The sequence below is a fragment of the Streptomyces sp. NPDC002734 genome, assembly GCF_040295685.1.
Lineage (GTDB): Bacteria > Actinomycetota > Actinomycetes > Streptomycetales > Streptomycetaceae > Streptomyces.
Map to the genome: position 1 here is coordinate 20,464 of NZ_JBEOVU010000039.1, position 18,622 is coordinate 39,085.

Consider the following 18,622-nt stretch of genomic DNA (forward strand, 5'->3'; position numbering starts at 1 on the left):
GCGTCTCAGATGCCCGGCCGGTACCGCAGCGGATGATCCGCGGGGATCTCCACGAGGACGATCGGCAGGCCGTCCGGGTCGGCGATCCACATCTCGATCAGCCCCCAGGGCTCGCGCACCGGCTCCCGTACGATCTCCACGCCGCGCTCCGCCAGCTCCTCGCGCGCCGCCGCCACGTCGGCGACCTGCAGCCACAGGCGGACCGGACCGCCCGGGGCGACGGGCTCGGCGGGATCCCGCCGCCCCGACAGCTCCAGGAACCCGCCGCCGAGGAAGTACACCGTCCCCCGTTCCTCGCCGGCGCCGAACTCCCGGTGGACCGCGAGGCCGAGCCGCTCGCCGTAGAACGCCCGGGAGGCCGCCGGATCGAGGGGGCGGACCAACGTCCTGCCGCTCAGTACATGCACCATGGGCGGCAGCCTAGACACGGAGAGAAGATGCACCCCACCGACCACGCCGCCCTTCCGCTGGTCTTCCGCGAGGCCACCACGCAGGACGTCGACGCCCTGATCGACCTGGTCGAGTCCGCCTACCGGGGAGACTCCAGCCGGGCCGGCTGGACCACCGAGGCGGACATCCTCGACGGGCAGCGCACCGACGCGGCGGCCGTGCGGGAGATCGTCGACCACCCCTCCCAGCGTCTGCTGGTCGCCGAACGCGACGGCCTCCTGGTGGCCTGCTGCCAGTTGGAGCACCGGGGGGACCACGCCTATTTCGGCATGTTCGCCGTACGGCCCGGCCTCCAGGGCGGGGGAGTGGGCCGGGCCGTGCTGACCGAGGCCGAGCGTCGCGTCCGCGAGAGCTGGGGCGCCACCGAGATGCACATGACGGTGATCACCGTGCGCGAGGAACTGATCGCCTGGTACGAGCGCAGGGGGTACCGGCGCACGGGGAGGACCAGCCCGTTCCCGTACGGCGACGAGCGGTTCGGCCTTCCGCGACGCGACGACCTGGAGTTCGAGCTCCTGGTCAAGGAGCTCGCCGCTCCCGGCGTCAGCCCCGCTTGATCTCCGGACGGTCGGTGACCACCCCGTCGAGCCCGAAGGCGTGCGCGAGACGCAGCTGCTCCGGGGTGTTGACCGTCCACGCCAGGACGCGCAGGTCGGCCTGCCGGGCCCGCTGCATCGTCTCCAGGGTGAGACGACGGATGTTGAGCGACATCGTGCGGGCCCCGGCACGGACCGCGCGGTCGACGACCTCCGCGTCGTAGCGGCTCGCCACCAGGGCCGTCCGTACGCCCGGCACCAGGCGGGCGATCTCCTCGACCGCCTCCGCGTGGAACGAGATCACCTCCACCCGCTCCACCAGGTCGCGCCGCAGCAGAACCTCGGCCAGCCGCTGCGCGGCCGCCACGTCCTTGATCTCGGCCTGCAGCGGCGCCGTGACCGCGTCCAGCACCTCCTCGAACACCGGGACGCGCTCGCCCGAACCGGCGTCCAGAGCCCGCAGCTCCTCCAGGGTCTGCTCGGCGATCGCGCCCGTGCCGTCGGTGGTGCGGTCCACCGTCGCGTCGTGCATCACCACCAGCGCGCCGTCCTTGCTCAGGTGCAGGTCCAGCTCGATCACGTCGAGACCGGCCTTCTCGGCCGCGACGAACGAGCGCAGCGTGTTCTCCGGCTCGACGCCCATGACTCCGCGGTGGCCGATGACAAGGAAAGACAAGATCTTCTCGCTCCCGTGCGGGTGTGGCTCTTCTGGTTCCGAGTGCTCCGTCGTGCTCCGCCCCGAAGCCTAGGGGCCCCTGCGGCGCGACGTGATCCGACCCGGCCAGGAGTCGCCCGGACAGCCGCTTGACAGGAAAATCGCCGCCCAAACGGGGTTGAAGCAAGAAGTCTTCCCAAGATCTCCCCTTGCCGAAAAAGAAGATGGTGCATACGGTGAGTCCATTCGAGGTACTCCCGTGGAGGGCGAGACATGACGGAGGTTCTTGTGCAGGTGGGCACTCAGGGGCAGCAGCAGGGTCCCGGGACGCGGGTGGTCGACCACCCGGCGTGGCCCGCGCTCAAGGGCGCGGTGGAGCGCATCCGTCCCTGGCAGAGCAAGGACGGCTCCATCGACCTCGCCGCCGACGGCGCCCCGTCCCGTGACGAGGCCGAGCGGGCCGTGGCCGAGGTGGCCGACGCGGTCACCGCGCTGGCGCCGCTCCTGCCGCACGACGCGGCCTATCACGAGGCGCTGGTCAAGGACCTGCGCCGGTGGGCCGAGGGCGGCTTCGGCGTCCCGGACTTCCTCGACTCGCTGATGGCCTTCCAGCCCGCCCAGCGCCGCGAGGACGGCCTGCAGCACCTGGTCGTCTTCCCGATGTACACGCAGAACGGCAACCCGGACCGCAACGTCGAGGCCGTCGTGCTGCGCATGGTGTGGCCCGACTGGCTGGCCGAGCTGGAGCGGACCCGCTACGACAACCCGCTCTTCTGCGCCATCACCTTCGAGGACTTCACCTCCGGCTACGACACCAACTCGGCCGTCCTCTTCCCGGAGACCGTCGCCGTCCGTGAGGCCCCCGAGCGCTTCACCTGGGGCGGCATCTTCTGCGACCGCGAGGCCGCGCGCTTCCGCCGGGTCACCGAGGCCGCCGTGGACATCCTCGGCCTGCGTCTGCCCGACGACGTCGCCGCGATGCTCGACGACCAGCAGCGCTGCCAGGACGCCTTCGTGCTCTGGGACCTGGTCCACGACCGCACGCACAGCCACGGCGACCTGCCGTTCGACCCCTTCATGATCAAGCAGCGCCAGCCGTTCTGGATGTACGGCCTGGAGGAGCTGCGCTGCGACCTCACCGCCTTCAAGGAGGCCGTGAAGCTCGAGGCCGAGGGCGTTCCGCAGGCCCGCGACGTGCAGATGGCGGTCCTCTTCGACCGGATGTTCCGCTTCCCGGTCACCGGCGAGCGCCACCGCAACTACGACGGCCTCGGCGGGCAGCTGCTCTTCGCCTACCTGCACAAGCACGACGTCGTCCGCTGGACCGACAACAAGCTGCACATCGACTGGCAGCGCGCCCCCGAGGTCACCAACCAGCTCTGCGCGGAGATCGAGACCCTCTACCGCGACGGCATCGACCGGCCCAAGCTGGTCCACTGGTTCGCCGGCTACGAGCTGGTGTCCACCTACCTCGCGCCGCACCCCGGCTCCCGCTGGGCCAAGGGCCCCGACGCCCTCGACCTGACGCAGCCGCCGCGCAAGCTGGTCGACGACGTGCTGCCGGACGAGTTTCCGCTGAGCATGTTCTACGAGGCCCTCGCCAAGAAGCTCAAGCAGGTGATCGCCTCCACCAAGGGCATCACCGCCGAGACGGGCGGCGAACTGCCCGCCGCCGCGTAGGGCGGATCCGGGCCCGGCCCGCAAGCGGCCGGACGAGTCAGCGACACGCCTGGGAGGCGAGAGCGATGGGGAACGGAAACGGAGCGCTCGAGGGGGCGGTCGTCGCGGTGGCCGGCGCGGGCGGCGCGGCCGGCAGGGCCACGCTGCTGCGCCTGGCCGAGGCCGGCGCGGTGGTCGTCGCCTCGGACAACGACCCGGTGCGCCTTGCGGAGGCCGTCGACGCGGCCCGCTACGCGCACGGCGGGGCCACGGTCACCGGCGAGCCGATCGACCTGCTGGACCTCGGCGCGGCGCGCGCCTGGGCGGCCGAGACCGAGAAGGAGTACGGCCGCATCGACGGCCTCGTGCACCTGGTCGGCGGCTGGCGCGGCAGCGCCTCCTTCCCGCAGACCGACATGGCCGACTGGGAGCTGCTGGAGAAACTGCTGGTCCGCACGGTCCAGCACACCTCCCTGGCCTTCCACGACGCCCTGGTGCGCAGCGACCGCGGCCGGTTCGTGCTGATCAGCGCGGCCGGTGCGGCGAAGCCCACCGCGGGCAACGCCGCCTACGGCGCCGCCAAGGCCGCCGCCGAGGCCTGGACGCTGGCCCTCGCCGACGCCTTCCGCAAGGAGGGGGGCGAGGAGGGCCCGGCCGCCGCGGCTGCCATCCTGGTGGTGAAGGCACTGGTGCACGACGCCATGCGCGCCGAGCGCCCCCAAGCGAAGTTCGCGGGCTTCACCGACGTCAAGGACCTGGCCGAGGCCGTCGCCGGCGTCTGGGACAAGCCCGCCAGTGAAGTGAACGGAAATCGTCTGTGGCTGACCGAGAAGCCGTGAACCCTCCGAAGACCGACGCGCGCCGGCGTCACGACCCGTCGGTCCGCGGCTTCGCCAGCGACAACTACGCGGGGGTCCATCCCGAGGTGCTCGCCGCCCTGGCCCTGGCCAACGGCGGGCACCAGGTCGCCTACGGGGAGGACGTGTACACGGAGCACCTCCAGCAGGTCGTGCGCGGCCACTTCGGCGCCACCGCCGAGGCATACCCGGTCTTCAACGGCACCGGCGCCAACGTGGTGGCGCTGCAGTCCGTCACCGACCGCTGGGGCGCGGTGATCTGCGCGGAGAGCGCGCACATCAACACCGACGAGGGCGGCGCGCCGGAGCAGGTCGCCGGCATCAAGCTGCTCACCGTGCCGACCCCCGACGGCAAGCTCACCCCCGAACTGATCGACCGCCAGGCGTTCGGCTTCGAGGACGAGCACCGCGCGATGCCGCAGGTCGTCTCCATCACCCAGTCCACCGAGCTGGGCACCGTCTACACGCCCGAGGAGATACGGGCCGTCTGCGAGCACGCCCACGCACACGGGATGGCCGTCCACCTCGACGGCTCCCGGCTCGGCAACGCGGCCGCCTCCCTGGACGTGCCCATGCGGGCCTTCACCAACGCGGCCGGCGTCGACCTGCTCTCGCTGGGCGGCACCAAGAACGGCGCCATGTTCGGCGAGGCCGTCGTGGTGATCGACAAGGAGCGGGTGCGGCGGATGAAGCACCTGCGCAAGACCTCCATGCAGCTGGCCTCCAAGATGCGCTTCGTCTCCGTGCAGTTCGAGGCACTGCTGACGAAGGACCTGTGGCTGCGCAACGCCCGCCACGCCAACGAGATGGCCCGGCGGCTGGCCGAGGGCGTCCGGGCGGTGGACGGCGTGGAGATCCTGTACCCGGTGCAGTCCAACGCGGTCTTCGCCCGGCTGCCGCACGCGGTGACGGAGCGGCTGCAGAAGCGCTTCCGGTTCTACTTCTGGGACGAGGCGGCCGGCGACGTGCGCTGGATGTGCGCCTACGACACCCGCGAGGACGACGTGGACGCCTTCGTCGCCGCCCTCAAGGAGGAGATGGCCTCCCGCTGAACCCACTCCGGTGATGCATAGATATGCGACTGTCCGCAAAACGATTGACCGCGGGCGGTCGCATTCCTATGATCTTGGCCATGGAGACGATCCAGCAGACGCCTGACCTGTCCGCGTATCTCGCCGCCTCCGAGGCGATCGACCACGAGCACCCGGCCGTCCGGGAGGTCGCCGCGCGGCTCGCCGCGACGGCCGAGGACTCGTATGACTATGCGCGAGCCGCCTTCGAGTACGTGCGCGACACGATCCCCCACTCGCACGACGCGGACGACCCGCGGGTCACCTGGCGCGCCTCCGACGTGATCCGGCTGCGCACCGGCATCTGCTACGCGAAGGCCCACGCGCTGGCCGCGCTGCTGCGGGCCGAGGACATCCCCACGGCGTTCTGCTACCAGCGGCTGGGCGACGACCGCGGCGGGTTCGGTGTGCACGGCCTGGTCGCCGTCCGTTTCAACGGCGCCTGGCACCGCCAGGACCCCCGGGGCAACAAGCCGGGGGTCGACGCGCGGTTCTCCCTGACGCGGGAGCGGCTGGCCTTCCCGGTGGACGTCTCGTCGGGGGAGCGGGACTACCCCGAACTGCACGCCGCGCCGCATCCGGCGGTGCTCGCGGCGCTGCGCGGTGCGCGCGACCGGACCGAGCTGTGGCGGACGCTGCCCGCGGAGCTGTGACCCGCGGGCCGCGCGGGCCGGCCGGGGCCCCGGCCGGGCCCCGCGCGACTCAGTGCCCTTCGCGGCGGGCGACGTCCTCCGGCGTGGGGGCGGTGCCGCCCAGGTGTGCGGGGAGCCACCACGAGTCCTCCGGACCGGAGGGCTGGTCCGGGTAGTCGCGCCGGGCGTCGTCCAGGAGGTCCTGGATCCGCTCCCGCAGGCGCGAGGTGAGCTCCTCGGGCGTGCCCTCGGCGGTGTCGATCGGCTTGCCGATCCGGATGGTCACCGGAGTGTGGCTGCGGCTGAAATCGCGCTTGCGGCCCTTGGTCCACAGGCGCTGGGTGCCCCAGAGCGCCATGGGGATCAGCGGGACGCCGGACTCCTGCGCCAGACGGGCCGCGCCCTTCTTGAAGTTCTTCAGACAGAACGACTGGGAGATGGTCGCCTCGGGGAAGATGCCGACCACCTCGCCCGACCGCAGCGAGTCCAGGGCGTGCGCGTAGGCGGCCTCGCCCTTGCGGCGGTCCACCGGGATGTGGCGCATGCCGCGCATCAGCGGACCGGAGACCTTGTGGCGGAAGACCGAGTCCTTGGCCATGAAGCGGACCAGGCGCTTGCTGGGAAGGGCGGCGTACCCGTCGAAGATGAAGTCGAGGTAGCTGATGTGGTTGCTGGCCAGCACCGCACCGCCCGCCCGGGGAATGTTCTCCGCTCCGCGCATGTCGATCTTCAGGTCCCAGGCCTTGAACAACGACAAGGCGAGACCGATGACGGGACGGTAGACAAGCTCTGCCATGGGCGGGATGAGCCCCTTCTCTCCGAGTGGCTGCCGGGGAAGGGGTTACCGCTCCCGGCCGATCCAACCTACGCGGCCGTAACTTACGGGCGCGTAGAGATGTTGCCCCAAGAACGGGCAAAGGACCAGATGAAGTGCCTGGTGGGGACGAGATCCTCGTCACGTCGCCCGAAAGGGCCCCTGACCGGGGAATCCGCACCCCCCGACCACCGCTGACGATCACGTACAGGTCATCATGGGGAACGCCGCGACGGCGGCGGAGCGGAGGAGTGCGGGTGAGCGGCCACGAAGGCGGGCCACGTGTCGACGTGGCGGTGCTCGGCGACCGGGCGGGCCGGCGGGCCACCCTGCTGCAGTTCTCCACCGTCTTCTGCGCGCCCTGCCGCGCGACACGGCGCGTCCTCGCCGAGGTGGCCGCGATGGTCCCGGGGGTGACCCATGTGGAGATCGACGCCGAGGCCCACCTCGCGCTGGTGCGCGCGCTCGAGATCGAGGCAACCCCGACCACCCTGGTGCTCGACGCGGACCGCCGCGTGGTGCGCCGCGCCGCCGGGGTGCCCCGCAAGGCCGATGTGATCGCCGCCCTCGGGGAGGCGATATGAGGAAGGACACCCGTATGGCGGCCGAACCCGTGACGGCCCTCTCCGAGGAGACCGCGGCGGCCGTCCCGCCGCAGCCGGACGCGTGGACCCCGGGGCCGGGGCGAGCGACCCCGGGCAGCCGGGCCGAAGCGGTCCCGGGCAGCCGAGCTGAAGCGGGGCGATCGGCCCCGGCCGAGGAGGGAGCGCCCCCGGTCGGCCCCCAGGCGGGTCGGGCCACGGCGGGTCGGCTCCGGTCGGACCCCGAGCGGAACGGGTCCGCGACGGCCGACGGCGGCGACACGCCCTCCGACCTGCTGCGCTCGGTCTTCCGGCGACACGCCGCCGGTGTGGCGGTGATCACCGCCGGTCACCAGGGGCGCCCGTTCGGCTTCACCGCCACCTCGCTCACCTCCGTCTCCGCGGAACCCGCCCTGGTGTCGTTCGGCATCAGCGAACGGTCCTCCTGCTGGCCCGCCGTCGCCCGGGCGGAGTACGTCGGCGTCCATCTCCTCGGCGAGCACCAGAGCGAGCTCGCGGCCACCTTCGCCCGCAGCGGGGCGGACCGCTTCGCCCCGCCCACCGCCTGGCGCGAGGGCCCCGAAGGCGTCCCGGTGCTGGAGGGCGTGGTCGCCTGGCTCGTCTGCCGGCCGGTGGCGCGCATACCCGCCGGGGACCACCGGATCGTGGTCGCCGAGGTCACCGCCGGAGACCCGGCCGGGGAGGGCCGCCCGCTCCTCTACCACCAGGGACGCTTCGGCGCTCTGCGGCCCTGACATACCGGCCGTTACGCAGCGTTACCCAGGTCACACCGCAAAGCGCTTGCTTAGCCGGGCGTCACCGGGTGTACTACTGGCGGGTAATTTATTCGTCGGGGGGCAGACGCTCCCCGGACGGAAGAGGCGGCTTCGGGCGCATATGCTGCCTGACAGGAAGCAGCCCGACATGACGATGCAGTAGGAGAGCCGGCGTGAGCCTGAGGATCGTTGTCACCGTGAAGTACGTGCCTGACGCCACCGGCGACCGGCACTTCGCCGACGACCTGACCGTCGACCGCGACGACGTCGACGGTCTGCTGTCGGAGCTCGACGAGTACGCCGTCGAGCAGGCGCTGCAGATCGCCGAGGACGCCGACGACGCCGAGGTCACCGTCCTCACGGTCGGCCCCGAGGACGCCAAGGACGCCCTGCGCAAGGCGCTGTCCATGGGCGCCGACAAGGCCATCCACGTCGAGGACGACGACCTGCACGGCACCGACGCCATCGGCACCTCCCTGGTGCTCGCCAAGGCGATCGAGAAGGCCGGCTACGACGTCGTCATCTCCGGCATGGCCTCCACCGACGGCACCATGGGCATCGTGCCCGCGCTGGTCGCCGAGCGCCTGGGCGTCCCGCAGGTCACCCTGCTCTCCGAGATCGCCGTCGAGGACGGCAAGGTCACCGGTCGCCGTGACGGCGACGCCGCCTCCGAGCAGCTCGAGGCCTCCCTCCCGGCCGTCGTCTCCGTGACCGACCAGTCGGGCGAGGCGCGCTACCCGTCCTTCAAGGGCATCATGGCCGCCAAGAAGAAGCCGGTCGAGTCCTGGGACCTCTCCGACCTCGACATCGAGGCCGAGGAGGTCGGCCTGGAGGGCGCGTTCACCAAGGTCGAGTCCGCCACCGAGCGCCCGGCCCGCACCGCCGGCACGATCGTCAAGGACGAGGGCGAGGGCGGCAAGCAGCTCGCCGAGTTCCTCGCGGGCCAGAAGTTCATCTAGGCCCACCGCAGCTGACCGCCCCTCAGACTTCGCATTCGCAGGAGATCGAATCCCATGGCTGAAGTTCTCGTCTACGTCGACCACGTCGACGGCGCCGTCCGCAAGCCCACCCTCGAGGTGCTGACCCTCGCCCGCCGCATCGGCGAGCCGGTCGCCGTCGCCCTGGGCGCCGGCGCGGCCGCCACCGCCGCCACGCTCGCCGAGCACGGCGCGGTGAAGGTCCTCACCAACGAGTCCGCCGAGCTCGCCGACTACCTGGTCGTCCCGAAGGTCGACGCCCTCCAGGCCGCCTACGAGGCTGTATCCCCGGCCGCCGTGCTGCTGCCGACCTCCGCCGACACCAAGGAGATCGCGGCCCGCCTCGCGCTGCGCATCGGTTCCGGCATCATCACCGACGCCATCGACGTCGAGGCCGGCACCGACGGTCCGGTCGCCACCCAGTCGGTGTTCGCCGCCTCCTTCACCACCAAGTCCGTCGTGTCCAAGGGCACCCCGGTCATCACCGTCAAGCCGAACTCGGCCCCCGTCGAGGCCGCCCCGGCCGCCGGCGCGGTCGAGGAGCTCGCGGTGACCTTCTCCGCCCTGGCCACCGGCACCAAGATCGTCTCCCGCACGCCGCGTCAGTCGACCGGCCGTCCGGAGCTGACCGAGGCCGCCATCGTGGTCTCCGGCGGCCGCGGCGTGAACGGCGCGGAGAACTTCGCGATCATCGAGGCGCTCGCCGACTCCCTCGGCGCCGCGGTGGGCGCGTCCCGTGCCGCCGTCGACGCCGGCTGGTACCCGCACACCAACCAGGTCGGCCAGACCGGCAAGTCGGTCTCCCCGCAGCTGTACATCGCCAACGGCATCTCCGGCGCCATCCAGCACCGCGCCGGCATGCAGACCTCGAAGACCATCGTCGCCGTCAACAAGGACGCCGAGGCCCCGATCTTCGAGCTCGCCGACTACGGCGTCGTGGGCGACCTCTTCCAGGTCGTCCCGCAGCTCACCGAGGAGATCAAGACCCGCAAGGGCTGATCCCCGCACGCCGTGCCCGAGGGCCCGCCGCCGGTTCGCCGGCCGCGGGCCCTCGGCGTACCCGAAGGCGGCCACCGACGACGGCGGCCACCGACGACGGCGGTCGCCGCGGCCGCTCGTACGGCGCCGTCCCAGGTGAGGCGCTGTTGACCGCGCCGCGGACCGGCCGTTAGCCTCCCGCCGAGTTCAACGATCTGTTGAAACGCCGAGAGGGGCGCCCCGTATGAGCCAGGCCGTGCCGACCTCCCTGTCCGGCGCGGTCCACGACCGGCTGGACGCGCTGCTCGCCCCCGCCGACGCCGACCTCGCGCGCCGCTACCCCGGCGACCCGGGCGCCCGTCGGCCCGTCCACACCGTGTACGTGCCCGCCGACCGCTTCACCGCCGGCACACCCCGCGACTGGGGCGACCGCGCCCTCGCCGCCCTCGACGAACACGCCCCGGACGCCGCCTCGTTCGCCGCCGTGCTGGAGCTGCCCGCGGAACTCGCCGGACCGGTGTACACCCGCGTCCGCACCAAGCTGGAGCGCGAACCCGTCGAGGACCTCCGGATCGACTTCGAGGACGGCTACGGGCACCGCCCCGACGCCGAGGAGGACGCGCACGCCGTCCGCGCCGCCGGGCTGCTGGCCGAAGCGTGCCGCACCGGCCAGGCCCCGCCCTTCGCCGGCATCCGCATGAAGTGCCTGGAGGCCCCGGTCCGCCGCCGCGCGGTGCGCACCCTCGACGTCTTCCTGACCACCCTGCGGGAACACGGCCCGCTCCCCGACGGCCTGCTGCTGACCCTGCCCAAGGTGACCTCCGCCGAGCAGGTGACCGCCATGGTCCGTCTCCTCGAGGAGTGCGAGAAGGCCCTCGGGCTCGAGCCGGGGCGGCTCGGCTTCGAGATCCAGGTCGAGACCGCCCAGGCGATCCTCGGCCCTGACGGTGCCGCCACCGTCGCCCCGATGATCCACGCCGCCGAGGGCCGGGCCACCGGCCTGCACTACGGCACCTTCGACTACAGCGCCGCCCTCGGCGTCTCCCCGGCCCACCAGGCCAGCGACCACCCGGCGGCCGACCACGCCAAGGCCGTGATGCAGGTGGCCGCCGCAGGCACCGGAGTACGGGTCAGCGACGGCTCCACCAACGTGCTGCCGGTGGGCGACACCGAGCAGGTCCACGCCGCGTGGCGCCTGCACCACCGGCTCACCCGGCGGGCGCTCGCCCGCGCCTTCCCGCAGGGCTGGGACATGCACCCCGGTCACCTGCCCACCCGCTACGCCGCAGTCTTCGCCTTCCACCTCGAGGGCTTCGACCGGGCCGCGGACCGGCTCGCCCGGTACGCCACCGGCGCCGAGGGGGACGTCCTGGACGAACCCGCCACCGCCCGCGCCCTGGCCGGGTTCCTGCTCGCAGGTCTCGACTGCGGCGCCTTCGACGAGACCGAGGTGACCGGGCGGACCCGGCTGACCCGCGCCCGTATCGAGGCCTTCGCCCGGCCGGGAGCGGTCCGGTAGGACCCGGCCGGCGGGCGGCGGCGTGGGCCGCACGGGTCGCGAGGGCGGTGGGGGCCGCGTGGATGGCGAGGGCGGTGTGGCGTCAGTCGGCCGGGGGCAGTTCCCCCGACCCCCGCACCACCAGCCGGGTGGGCAGCTCCACCACGGAGGGCTCCAGCTCGGCCTGGTCCATCCGGGCGAACAACCGCTGCGCCGCCACGCGGCCGAGCCCCGCCGGGTCCTGCGCCACCACGGTGACCGCGGGACGCAGCAGATCGGCCAGCTCGAAGTCGTCGAAGCCCACCAGCGCCACCGGGCGGTGCGGCTGCCGCTCCGCGAGCACCCGGACCACCGTCACCGTCACCCGGTTGTTGCCGGTCAGCAGGGCCGTCACGGGATCCGGGCCGTCCAGCATCTCCTCGGCCGCCCGCCGTACCCGCTGCGGCGCGGTGCTCCCGAGGGACACCCGGTCGGGCCGCACCGGCAGCCCGGCCTCCTCCATCGCCGTGCGGTAGCCGCGCAGCCGCTCGTCGGAGGTGTGGATGCCCGGCACGTCCCCGATGTAGCCGATCCGCCGGTGCCCGTGCGCGATCAGGTGCGCCACCCCGGCCCGCGTGCCGCCGTGGTTGTCGGTCAGCACGGTGTCCGCCTCGATGCCGCGGGCCGGACGGTCCACGAAGACGGTGGCGATCCCGGCACGCATCTCCGGCTCCAGGTACCGGTGGTCGGCGCCCGCGGGCACCACCAGCAGACCGTCCACCCGACGGGCGCACAGTGCCAGCGCCAACTCCCGCTCCCGGCTCCCGTCGTGGGCGCTGGACCCGTTGATGAGCAGCGTGTCGTGGGCGCGCGCCACCTCCTCCACCGCACGCGACAGCGGTCCGTAGAAGGGGTCGGCGAGATCCTCGAGTATCAGTCCCACGGTGGCGGTGCGCCCCTTGCGGAGCACCCGGGCGCTGTCGTTGCGGCGGAACCCGAGGGCGTCGATCGCCTCCTGCACCCGCCGCCGGGTCTCGGCGGTCACTCCGGGCTCCGCGTTGACCACCCGGGACACGGTCTTCAGGCCCACGCCCGCGCGGCTCGCCACGTCCTTCATCGTGGGGCGGCTGCCGTAACGGACGGGCGGACGGCCGGCGGTCAGGGTCACGATGCGCAAGTCCTGTCCTGGGAGGGCGGATTCCGGAGGGCGGATGGGGCCGGGTGTGGCGACGAGCATAGAGTGCGGACATCGTTGTCAGGCAAGGACATCGCAGGAAAGCAGGGGACATGACGCCCATGGACACCGCGCCCTCCCGTGCCGGCCTGGTGGCGGCGCTCGACGTCGGCGGCACGAAGATTGCGGGCGCGCTCGTGGACGCCGAGGGGCGCATACTGCTGCGCGCGCGACGCCCCACGCCCGCCGCGGCGGACGGAGCGACCGTGATGGCCGCGGCGGCCGAGGTGCTCGGCGACCTCCGTGACTCGCCGCGGTGGGCCGCCGTGGAGGCCGTCGGGATCGGCAGCGCCGGCCCGGTCGACCGCGCCGCGGGCGCCGTCTCGCCGGTCAACATCCCCGGCTGGCGCGGCTACCCGCTGCGCGAGCGGGTGCGGGAGCTGACCGGAGGGCTGCCGGTGGAGCTGATCGGCGACGGAGCCGCCGTCGCCGCGGCCGAGCACTGGGTGGGCGCCGCCAGGAACAGCTCGCACGCCCTGTGCATGGTGGTGTCCACCGGCGTCGGCGGCGGCCTGGTCCTCGGCGGCAGGGTCCGGCCCGGGCGCACCGGCAACGCCGGGCACATCGGGCACATCAGCGTCGACCTCGACGGCGACCCCTGCCCCTGCGGCGGCCGCGGCTGCGTCGAGGGCCTGGCCCGGGGCCCGGCCATCGCCCGCCGGGCACGGGAGAACGGCTGGCGTCCGGAGCCCGGCGGCGAGGGCTCGGCCGCCGAGGTGGCGGCAGCCGCGCGGGACGGTCACCCGGCGGCGGTGGCCGCCTTCGCCCGGGCCGGGCGGGCCCTGGCGGCGGCGATCGCCGGGGTGGCCGCGCTGGTGGAGATAGAGGTCGCGGTCGTCGGCGGGGGAGTGGCCGAGGCGGGCGAGGTCCTGTTCGCACCGCTGCGCCAGGCGCTCCCGGACTACGCCACGCTCGCGTTCACCCGTGACCTGCGGGTCGTCCCCGCCCTGACCGGGCCGGACGCCGGCCTGATCGGGGCCGCGGCGGCGGCGCTGGGGCGGCTCGACGGGTGACGCGGGGGTCCGACGCCGTGGTCGCAACCTGCGGCGGACCCGTGGACCCGTGGACCGCGGCGGGCGGACGCGAGTCCCCCGAAGCCCGGGTTCGACGGCGGCCGGTTGTGCGCGGTCCGTGGCGAAAGATGCCGGAGTCGGGCGATTCGCCGCCCGTTTCGTGACCGCTCGCGACCGAGTCGGGATTCGTCGGGCGTGTCACGGTGACCGACGGCCCGGCTGCGGTGTTGTCACGGCATGAAGAAGCGCAGCATGCTGGCCATCGCCTCGTTCGCCGCAGGGTGCGTCCTCGCGGCGGTCTCGCCCTCCCACGCGGAGGGCGAGGAGGCCGAACGCCCCGTCGAGGACGTGCGCAGCACGGTGGAGGAGCTCACCGGCGACGACAGCATCGCCCGCCACGAGGTCTTCGGCCCGACCGCCCCGACCACCCTCCACGAGAGCGCGGCCTACCTCGACGGGACGGAGTCCCTCCAGGCCCTGGAGGCCCTGGAGGCGCTGCCGGCCCCCGACGCGGGGGTGTGGCCGGTCCTCTGAGCCGCTGACCTCCGCGGCTCGGGCGACCGGCGTCCGCGGCGGTCCCTCCTCCGGGTCCCTCCTCCGGGTCCCTCCTCCGGTGTTCACGAGCGGCTTCGCGGCGGTGCGGGCCGCCGGTCCGCACATCGCGACCGTGATCCCCCGTGCTCCCCTGTTGCCCCCTCAACTGCGGCTGGTTTCCGGTGCAGGGTGGGGCGGGCACGTCACAGACGTCCGGAGAGGACGAAGTCCGGGGAAGAGGGGGAACAGTGATCGTCTGGATCAACGGCGCGTTCGGTTCGGGCAAGTCCAGCACCGCGAGGGAGCTGCTGGACCTGCTGCCCGACAGCGCGCTCTTCGATCCCGAGGTGGTCGGGGGCGCGCTGACGTTCATGCTGCCGCCCAAGCACCTCGCCGGGGTCGACGACTACCAGGACCTGCCGATCTGGCGGCGGCTGGTCGTGGACACCGCGGCCGCCATGCTCCAGGAGCTCGGCGGCACCCTGGTCGTTCCCATGACCCTGCTGCGCCAGGAGTACCGGGACGAGATCTTCGGAGGCCTCGCCGCACGACGGATCTCCGTGTGCCACGTGGTCCTCACTCCGGCGGAAACGATTCTCCGGCAGCGGATCACGGAGGCCCAGGACCCGGCGGGTCCGGAGACCGAGCGGCGCGTCCGGCAGTGGCGCCACGACCACATCGAGCCGTACCGGGCCGCGCTCGGCTCCTGGCTGGCCGCCGACGCCCACCCGGTGGACAACGGTGCGCTCACCCCGCAGCAGACCGCCGCGCGGATAGCCCAGGCGGTGGGCAACGGGGAGGCCGCCGCCTGCGACATCGTGCAGACGCCCGAACCCAGGGCCGAGACGGTGGCCTCCGGGGTGCTGCTCTTCGACGAGCAGGACCGGTTCCTGCTCGTCGACCCCACCTACAAACCGGGCTGGGAGTTCCCCGGCGGAGTGGTCGAGCGGGGCGAGGCGCCCGCCCAGGCCGGGGTGCGGGAGGTGGCCGAGGAGACCGGGCTGCGGCCCGCCGACGAGCTTCGGCTGCTCGTCGTCGACTGGGAGTCGCCGCAGCCCCCCGGCTACGGCGGACTGCGCTTCCTCTTCGACGGCGGGAGACTGCACGGCGACGACGCCGGCCGGGTGCTGCTGCCCGGGCCCGAACTGCGCGGCTGGCGCTTCGTCACCGAGGAGGAGGCGGCCGAGCTGCTGCCCCCGGTCCGGTTCCGCCGTCTCCACTGGGCGCTGCGGGCCCGCGAACGCGGGGCGGCGGTGTACCTGGAGGCGGGGGAGCCGGTGGGGTGAGCGGGGGCGGGCCGTGCGGGGGGTTCCCCGGCGGCTTCCCCCGGTGGAAGTCGCCGCCCCTGCGCCTGCCGCACGCCCGCTGCGGGAAGCCCTTCGCCTGCCGGGCCCGCGCCGCCGGAAGTCCCCCGCCGCCGACGCCACGGACGGCCCCACGCACCTGTGCGGGGGGCCGTCGGTCCGGTGGTGACGGGTGCTCAGCCCGCCGCGTACTCCCGCAGGAAGAGCGCCTCGGCGACCGACAGCCGCTCCAGCTCCTCGGGGGAGACGCTCTCGTTGGGCGCGTGGATCTGCGCCTCCGGCTCGCTGAGACCGATCAGCAGGATCTCCGCCTCCGGGTAGAGCGTCCCCAGCGTGTTGCACAGCGGGATGGAACCGCCCTGACCGGCGAACTGCATCTCCTGGCCCGGGTACGCCACCGCCATGGCCCGCGCCATCGCCGTGTACGCCGGGCTGCCGGCGTCCGCCCGGAACGGCTGGCCCTGCCCGATCCGCTCGACGGCGACCCGGGCGCCCCACGGCGTGCGGCTCTCCAGATGGGCCTGCAGCAGCTTCCCGGCCTCACCGGCGTCCACGCCCGGCGGCACCCGCAGGCTCACCAGCGCCCGCGCGCTCGCCTGCACCGACGGCGTCGCCCCGACCACCGGCGGGCAGTCGATGCCCAGCACGGTGACCGCCGGCCGCGCCCAGATCCGGTCGGCGACCGTGCCCGAACCGATCAGACCGACACCGTCCAGCACCTTCGCGTCGGCACGGAACTGCTCCTCGTCGTACTGGAGCCCCTCCCACTCCGCGTCGCCCGTCAGGCCGTCCACGGTCGTCGAACCGTCCTCGGCCCGCAGCGAGTCCAGCACCCGGACCAGCGCCGCCAGCGCGTCCGGGGCCGCGCCGCCGAACTGCCCGGAGTGCAGGTTGCCCTCCAGGGTGTCCACCTGCACGCGCACCAGCGTCATGCCGCGCAGGGTCGTCGTCACGGTCGGCAGGCCCACCCGGAAGTTGCCCGAGTCGCCGATCACGACCGCGTCCGCGGCCAGCAGTTCGGGGTGCTGCTCGGCGTACCGCTCCAGGCCGCCGGTGCCCTGCTCCTCCGAACCCTCGGCGATCACCTTCACGGTGACCGGCACGCCGCCGTTCGCCTTGAGTGCCCGCAGCGCCAGCAGGTGCATGATCACGCCGCCCTTGCAGTCGGCCGCGCCGCGCCCGTACCAGCGGCCGTCGCGCTCGGTGAGCTCGAACGGCGGGGTGACCCAGGCGGCCTCGTCCAGCGGCGGCTGGACGTCGTAGTGCGCGTACAGCAGGACGGTGCGCGAGCCCTCGGGACCGGGCAGACAGCCGTAGACGGACTGCGTGCCGTCCGGGGTGTCGAGCAGCGCGACATCCTGGAATCCCTCCGCGCGCAGCGCGTCGGCCACCCAGTTCGCGGCGCCCTCGCTCTCGCCGCGGGGGAACTGCTCGAAGTCGGCGACCGACTTGAAGGCGACCAGCTCGGCGAGTTCCTCCTTCGCCCTCGGCATCAGCGAGGCGACGGTCGCGGCGACCGGGTTCGACGACATGGCGGGCTCCTCGTAACTCTCGGGTCTCACTCGACCCGTCCGCGCGGGTCCGGCGGGCGGGCCCTGCGCCGCCGTCCTCGCGGGCGGGCGGTTCCTCGCAGGCGGCGGACGGGCGCGAGTGGCACCGGTCCGCGCCGTCGATACTCCCACAGTGGCCTGCGGCGATCGCAGCCGTAGGATGCTCTGGACAGTGCGGCAGGCATCTGACTGGTGATCGGGAGCGGTTGGCCATCGTGAGCGGCGAGAACGGTGAGAACGGCGGAAGCACCTCGTCGGACCCGGCGGAGCCCGCGGACTCCGCGGACCTGACCGGACGGACCGGCGGCGAGGACCGCGTCTGGGACGTGGTCGTGGTGGGCGCGGGACCGGCCGGGGCGTCCGCGGCCTACGCGGCGGCGGTGGCCGGACGGCGGGTGCTGCTGCTGGAGAAGGCGGAACTACCGCGCTACAAGACCTGCGGCGGCGGCATCATCGGCCCCTCCCGGGACGCCCTGCCGCCCGGCTTCGAGGTCCCCTTCCAGGACCGCGTGCACGCGGTCACCTTCTCGCACGACGGCCGCCGCACCCGCACCCGCCGCTCCCGCCGGATGCTCTTCGGGCTCGTCAACCGCCCCGAGTTCGACCACGCGCTCGTGGAGAGCGCGCAGAAGGCCGGAGCCGAACTGCGCACCGGCGTCACGGTCTCCCGCATGGAACAGCACGGACCGACGGTGCCCGACCGGCGCACGGTGGCCGTGGTTCTCCAGGGCGGCGAGACGGTGCTGGCCCGCGCGGTCGTCGGCGCCGACGGCAGTGCCGGCCGGACCAGCGCCCACGTCGGCGTCAAGTTCGGGCAGGTGGATCTCGGCCTGGAGGCCGAGATCCCGGTGCCGGAGACGGTCGCCGAGGACTGGCGGGGACGCGTCCTGATCGACTGGGGCCCGCTGCCCGGCAGTTACGGCTGGGTGTTCCCCAAGGGCGACACCCTCACCGTCGGGGTGATCTCCGCGCGCGGCGACGGGGCGGCGACCAAGCGGTACCTCGAGCAGTTCATCGGCCGGCTCGGCCTGGCGGGCTTCGAACCCGCCCTCTCCTCCGGTCACCTCACCCGCTGCCGCACCGACGACTCCCCGCTCTCCCGGGGCCGGGTGCTGGTCTGCGGCGACGCGGCCGGACTGCTGGAGCCGTGGACCCGCGAGGGCATCTCCTACGCGCTGCGGTCGGGCCGGCTGGCCGGCGACTGGGCGGTGCGGATCGCCGAGGCCGCCGACGCGGTGGACGTACGGCGCGAGTCGCTCAACTACGCCTTCGCGGTCAAGGCCGGGCTGGGCGTCGAGATGAGCGTCGGCCGGAACCTGATGGCCCTCTTCGAACGCCGGCCGGGGCTCTTCCACGCCGCGATCGTCGGGTTCCGGCCCGCGTGGCGGGCGTTCGCCGACATCACGCGCGGGGCGACCACCTTGGCCGAGCTGGTCCGCACCCACCCGATGGCGCAGCGGGTGCTTCTGCGGCTGGAGCGGTAGCCCGCACACGCGGGTTCAGGAGCGGGCGACCGTCCGGGTCA

19 protein-coding genes are annotated in these 18,622 nt (G+C 73.5%); 14 read left to right on the forward strand and 5 right to left on the reverse strand.

What is annotated here, in order from left to right; genetic code table 11:
- Nucleotides 1-5: 5 nt before the first annotated feature.
- Nucleotides 6-410 (reverse strand): VOC family protein, encoded by a 405-nt coding sequence (locus ABT026_RS27645; protein ID WP_351117881.1) that lies wholly within the window; start codon nt 408-410, stop codon nt 6-8.
- A gap of 27 nt (nt 411-437) precedes the next feature.
- On the opposite strand from ABT026_RS27645, the gene ABT026_RS27650 reads away from it, so the two are divergent.
- Entirely contained in the window at nt 438-1,007 is a 570-nt protein-coding gene (locus ABT026_RS27650; protein WP_351117882.1) for a GNAT family N-acetyltransferase, read from the forward strand.
- Here ABT026_RS27650 and ABT026_RS27655 read toward each other — a convergent pair.
- Complete coding sequence (locus tag ABT026_RS27655; RefSeq protein ID WP_351117883.1) at nt 994-1,662, reverse strand: glycerophosphodiester phosphodiesterase; 669 nt, start codon at nt 1,660-1,662, stop codon at nt 994-996. The genes ABT026_RS27650 and ABT026_RS27655 overlap by 14 nt on opposite strands.
- Before the next feature lie 252 nt (nt 1,663-1,914).
- On the opposite strand from ABT026_RS27655, the gene ABT026_RS27660 reads away from it, so the two are divergent.
- The 4 genes from ABT026_RS27660 to ABT026_RS27675 all read left to right on the forward strand — a co-directional run bounded on the left by ABT026_RS27660 (nt 1,915) and on the right by ABT026_RS27675 (nt 5,880).
- Nucleotides 1,915-3,321: a DUF6421 family protein gene (locus tag ABT026_RS27660; RefSeq protein ID WP_351117884.1), complete on the forward strand. Its 1,407-nt coding sequence runs from the start codon at nt 1,915-1,917 to the stop codon at nt 3,319-3,321.
- A 65-nt stretch (nt 3,322-3,386) separates the two neighbouring features.
- A complete protein-coding gene (locus ABT026_RS27665; protein WP_351117885.1) occupies nt 3,387-4,139 on the forward strand; it encodes an SDR family NAD(P)-dependent oxidoreductase in 753 nt (250 codons plus the stop codon).
- Nucleotides 4,136-5,209: a threonine aldolase family protein gene (locus ABT026_RS27670; protein ID WP_351117886.1), complete on the forward strand. Its 1,074-nt coding sequence runs from the start codon at nt 4,136-4,138 to the stop codon at nt 5,207-5,209. Before ABT026_RS27665 ends, ABT026_RS27670 begins: the two co-directional genes overlap by 4 nt.
- A gap of 80 nt (nt 5,210-5,289) precedes the next feature.
- Nucleotides 5,290-5,880, forward strand: coding sequence for a transglutaminase domain-containing protein (locus ABT026_RS27675; RefSeq protein ID WP_351117887.1), 591 nt, complete (start codon nt 5,290-5,292; stop codon nt 5,878-5,880).
- A 49-nt stretch (nt 5,881-5,929) separates the two neighbouring features.
- On the opposite strand, the gene ABT026_RS27680 is transcribed toward ABT026_RS27675, so the two are convergent.
- The gene (locus ABT026_RS27680) at nt 5,930-6,655 is read right to left on the reverse strand and encodes a lysophospholipid acyltransferase family protein (protein WP_351117888.1); all 726 of its coding nucleotides are present in this window, start codon (nt 6,653-6,655) and stop codon (nt 5,930-5,932) included.
- A 275-nt stretch (nt 6,656-6,930) separates the two neighbouring features.
- Between ABT026_RS27680 and ABT026_RS27685 the strand changes: the two genes are divergently transcribed.
- The 5 genes from ABT026_RS27685 (at nt 6,931) to ABT026_RS27705 (ending at nt 11,504) form a co-directional block, all read left to right on the forward strand.
- Entirely contained in the window at nt 6,931-7,257 is a 327-nt protein-coding gene (locus ABT026_RS27685; protein WP_382554555.1) for a TlpA family protein disulfide reductase, read from the forward strand.
- A gap of 290 nt (nt 7,258-7,547) precedes the next feature.
- Nucleotides 7,548-8,009, forward strand: coding sequence for a flavin reductase family protein (locus ABT026_RS27690; RefSeq protein ID WP_351117928.1), 462 nt, complete (start codon nt 7,548-7,550; stop codon nt 8,007-8,009).
- Nucleotides 8,010-8,203: 194 nt separating this feature from the next.
- On the forward strand, nt 8,204-8,989 hold the full coding sequence (locus tag ABT026_RS27695) for an electron transfer flavoprotein subunit beta/FixA family protein (RefSeq protein WP_351117889.1): 786 nt from the start codon (nt 8,204-8,206) through the stop codon (nt 8,987-8,989).
- A 54-nt stretch (nt 8,990-9,043) separates the two neighbouring features.
- Entirely contained in the window at nt 9,044-10,006 is a 963-nt protein-coding gene (locus ABT026_RS27700; protein WP_351117890.1) for an electron transfer flavoprotein subunit alpha/FixB family protein, read from the forward strand.
- Nucleotides 10,007-10,229: 223 nt separating this feature from the next.
- Nucleotides 10,230-11,504: a DUF6986 family protein gene (locus ABT026_RS27705; protein WP_351117891.1), complete on the forward strand. Its 1,275-nt coding sequence runs from the start codon at nt 10,230-10,232 to the stop codon at nt 11,502-11,504.
- Between the two features lie 82 nt (nt 11,505-11,586).
- On the opposite strand, the gene ABT026_RS27710 is transcribed toward ABT026_RS27705, so the two are convergent.
- Nucleotides 11,587-12,579 carry a LacI family DNA-binding transcriptional regulator gene (locus ABT026_RS27710; RefSeq protein ID WP_351117929.1) on the reverse strand — a complete coding sequence of 331 codons (993 nt, stop codon included), beginning with the start codon at nt 12,577-12,579 and terminating at the stop codon, nt 11,587-11,589.
- 170 nt (nt 12,580-12,749) lie between these two features.
- Here ABT026_RS27710 and ABT026_RS27715 point away from each other — a divergent pair, with 170 nt between their 5' ends.
- From ABT026_RS27715 to ABT026_RS27725, 3 genes are all read left to right on the forward strand, one after another.
- Nucleotides 12,750-13,709, forward strand: a complete 960-nt coding sequence (locus ABT026_RS27715) for an ROK family protein (protein ID WP_351117892.1) — start codon at nt 12,750-12,752, stop codon at nt 13,707-13,709.
- A gap of 237 nt (nt 13,710-13,946) precedes the next feature.
- Complete coding sequence (locus tag ABT026_RS27720) at nt 13,947-14,243, forward strand: hypothetical protein (protein WP_351117893.1); 297 nt, start codon at nt 13,947-13,949, stop codon at nt 14,241-14,243.
- A gap of 248 nt (nt 14,244-14,491) precedes the next feature.
- Complete coding sequence (locus ABT026_RS27725) at nt 14,492-15,529, forward strand: NUDIX hydrolase (protein ID WP_351117894.1); 1,038 nt, start codon at nt 14,492-14,494, stop codon at nt 15,527-15,529.
- Between the two features lie 194 nt (nt 15,530-15,723).
- On the opposite strand, the gene ABT026_RS27730 is transcribed toward ABT026_RS27725, so the two are convergent.
- A complete protein-coding gene (locus ABT026_RS27730; RefSeq protein WP_351117895.1) occupies nt 15,724-17,079 on the reverse strand; it encodes a dipeptidase in 1,356 nt (451 codons plus the stop codon).
- A 305-nt stretch (nt 17,080-17,384) separates the two neighbouring features.
- On the opposite strand from ABT026_RS27730, the gene ABT026_RS27735 reads away from it, so the two are divergent.
- Nucleotides 17,385-18,581 carry a geranylgeranyl reductase family protein gene (locus ABT026_RS27735; protein WP_351117930.1) on the forward strand — a complete coding sequence of 399 codons (1,197 nt, stop codon included), beginning with the start codon at nt 17,385-17,387 and terminating at the stop codon, nt 18,579-18,581.
- Nucleotides 18,582-18,622 lie beyond the last annotated feature (41 nt).

Excerpts from the sequence above, each read along its gene's own strand:
- ABT026_RS27665 (WP_351117885.1), top strand. The coding sequence starts at position 3,387 with ATGGGGAACGGAAACGGAGCGCTCGAGGGGGCGGTCGTCGCGGTGGCC.
- ABT026_RS27645 (WP_351117881.1), bottom strand. The coding sequence starts at position 410 with ATGGTGCATGTACTGAGCGGCAGGACGTTGGTCCGCCCCCTCGATCCG.
- ABT026_RS27680 (WP_351117888.1), bottom strand. The coding sequence starts at position 6,655 with ATGGCAGAGCTTGTCTACCGTCCCGTCATCGGTCTCGCCTTGTCGTTG.
- ABT026_RS27730 (WP_351117895.1), bottom strand. The coding sequence starts at position 17,079 with ATGTCGTCGAACCCGGTCGCCGCGACCGTCGCCTCGCTGATGCCGAGG.
- ABT026_RS27650 (WP_351117882.1), top strand. The coding sequence starts at position 438 with ATGCACCCCACCGACCACGCCGCCCTTCCGCTGGTCTTCCGCGAGGCC.
- ABT026_RS27660 (WP_351117884.1), top strand. The coding sequence starts at position 1,915 with ATGACGGAGGTTCTTGTGCAGGTGGGCACTCAGGGGCAGCAGCAGGGT.
- ABT026_RS27675 (WP_351117887.1), top strand. The coding sequence starts at position 5,290 with ATGGAGACGATCCAGCAGACGCCTGACCTGTCCGCGTATCTCGCCGCC.
- ABT026_RS27720 (WP_351117893.1), top strand. The coding sequence starts at position 13,947 with ATGAAGAAGCGCAGCATGCTGGCCATCGCCTCGTTCGCCGCAGGGTGC.
- ABT026_RS27710 (WP_351117929.1), bottom strand. The coding sequence starts at position 12,579 with ATGAAGGACGTGGCGAGCCGCGCGGGCGTGGGCCTGAAGACCGTGTCC.
- ABT026_RS27715 (WP_351117892.1), top strand. The coding sequence starts at position 12,750 with ATGACGCCCATGGACACCGCGCCCTCCCGTGCCGGCCTGGTGGCGGCG.
- ABT026_RS27705 (WP_351117891.1), top strand. The coding sequence starts at position 10,230 with ATGAGCCAGGCCGTGCCGACCTCCCTGTCCGGCGCGGTCCACGACCGG.
- ABT026_RS27700 (WP_351117890.1), top strand. The coding sequence starts at position 9,044 with ATGGCTGAAGTTCTCGTCTACGTCGACCACGTCGACGGCGCCGTCCGC.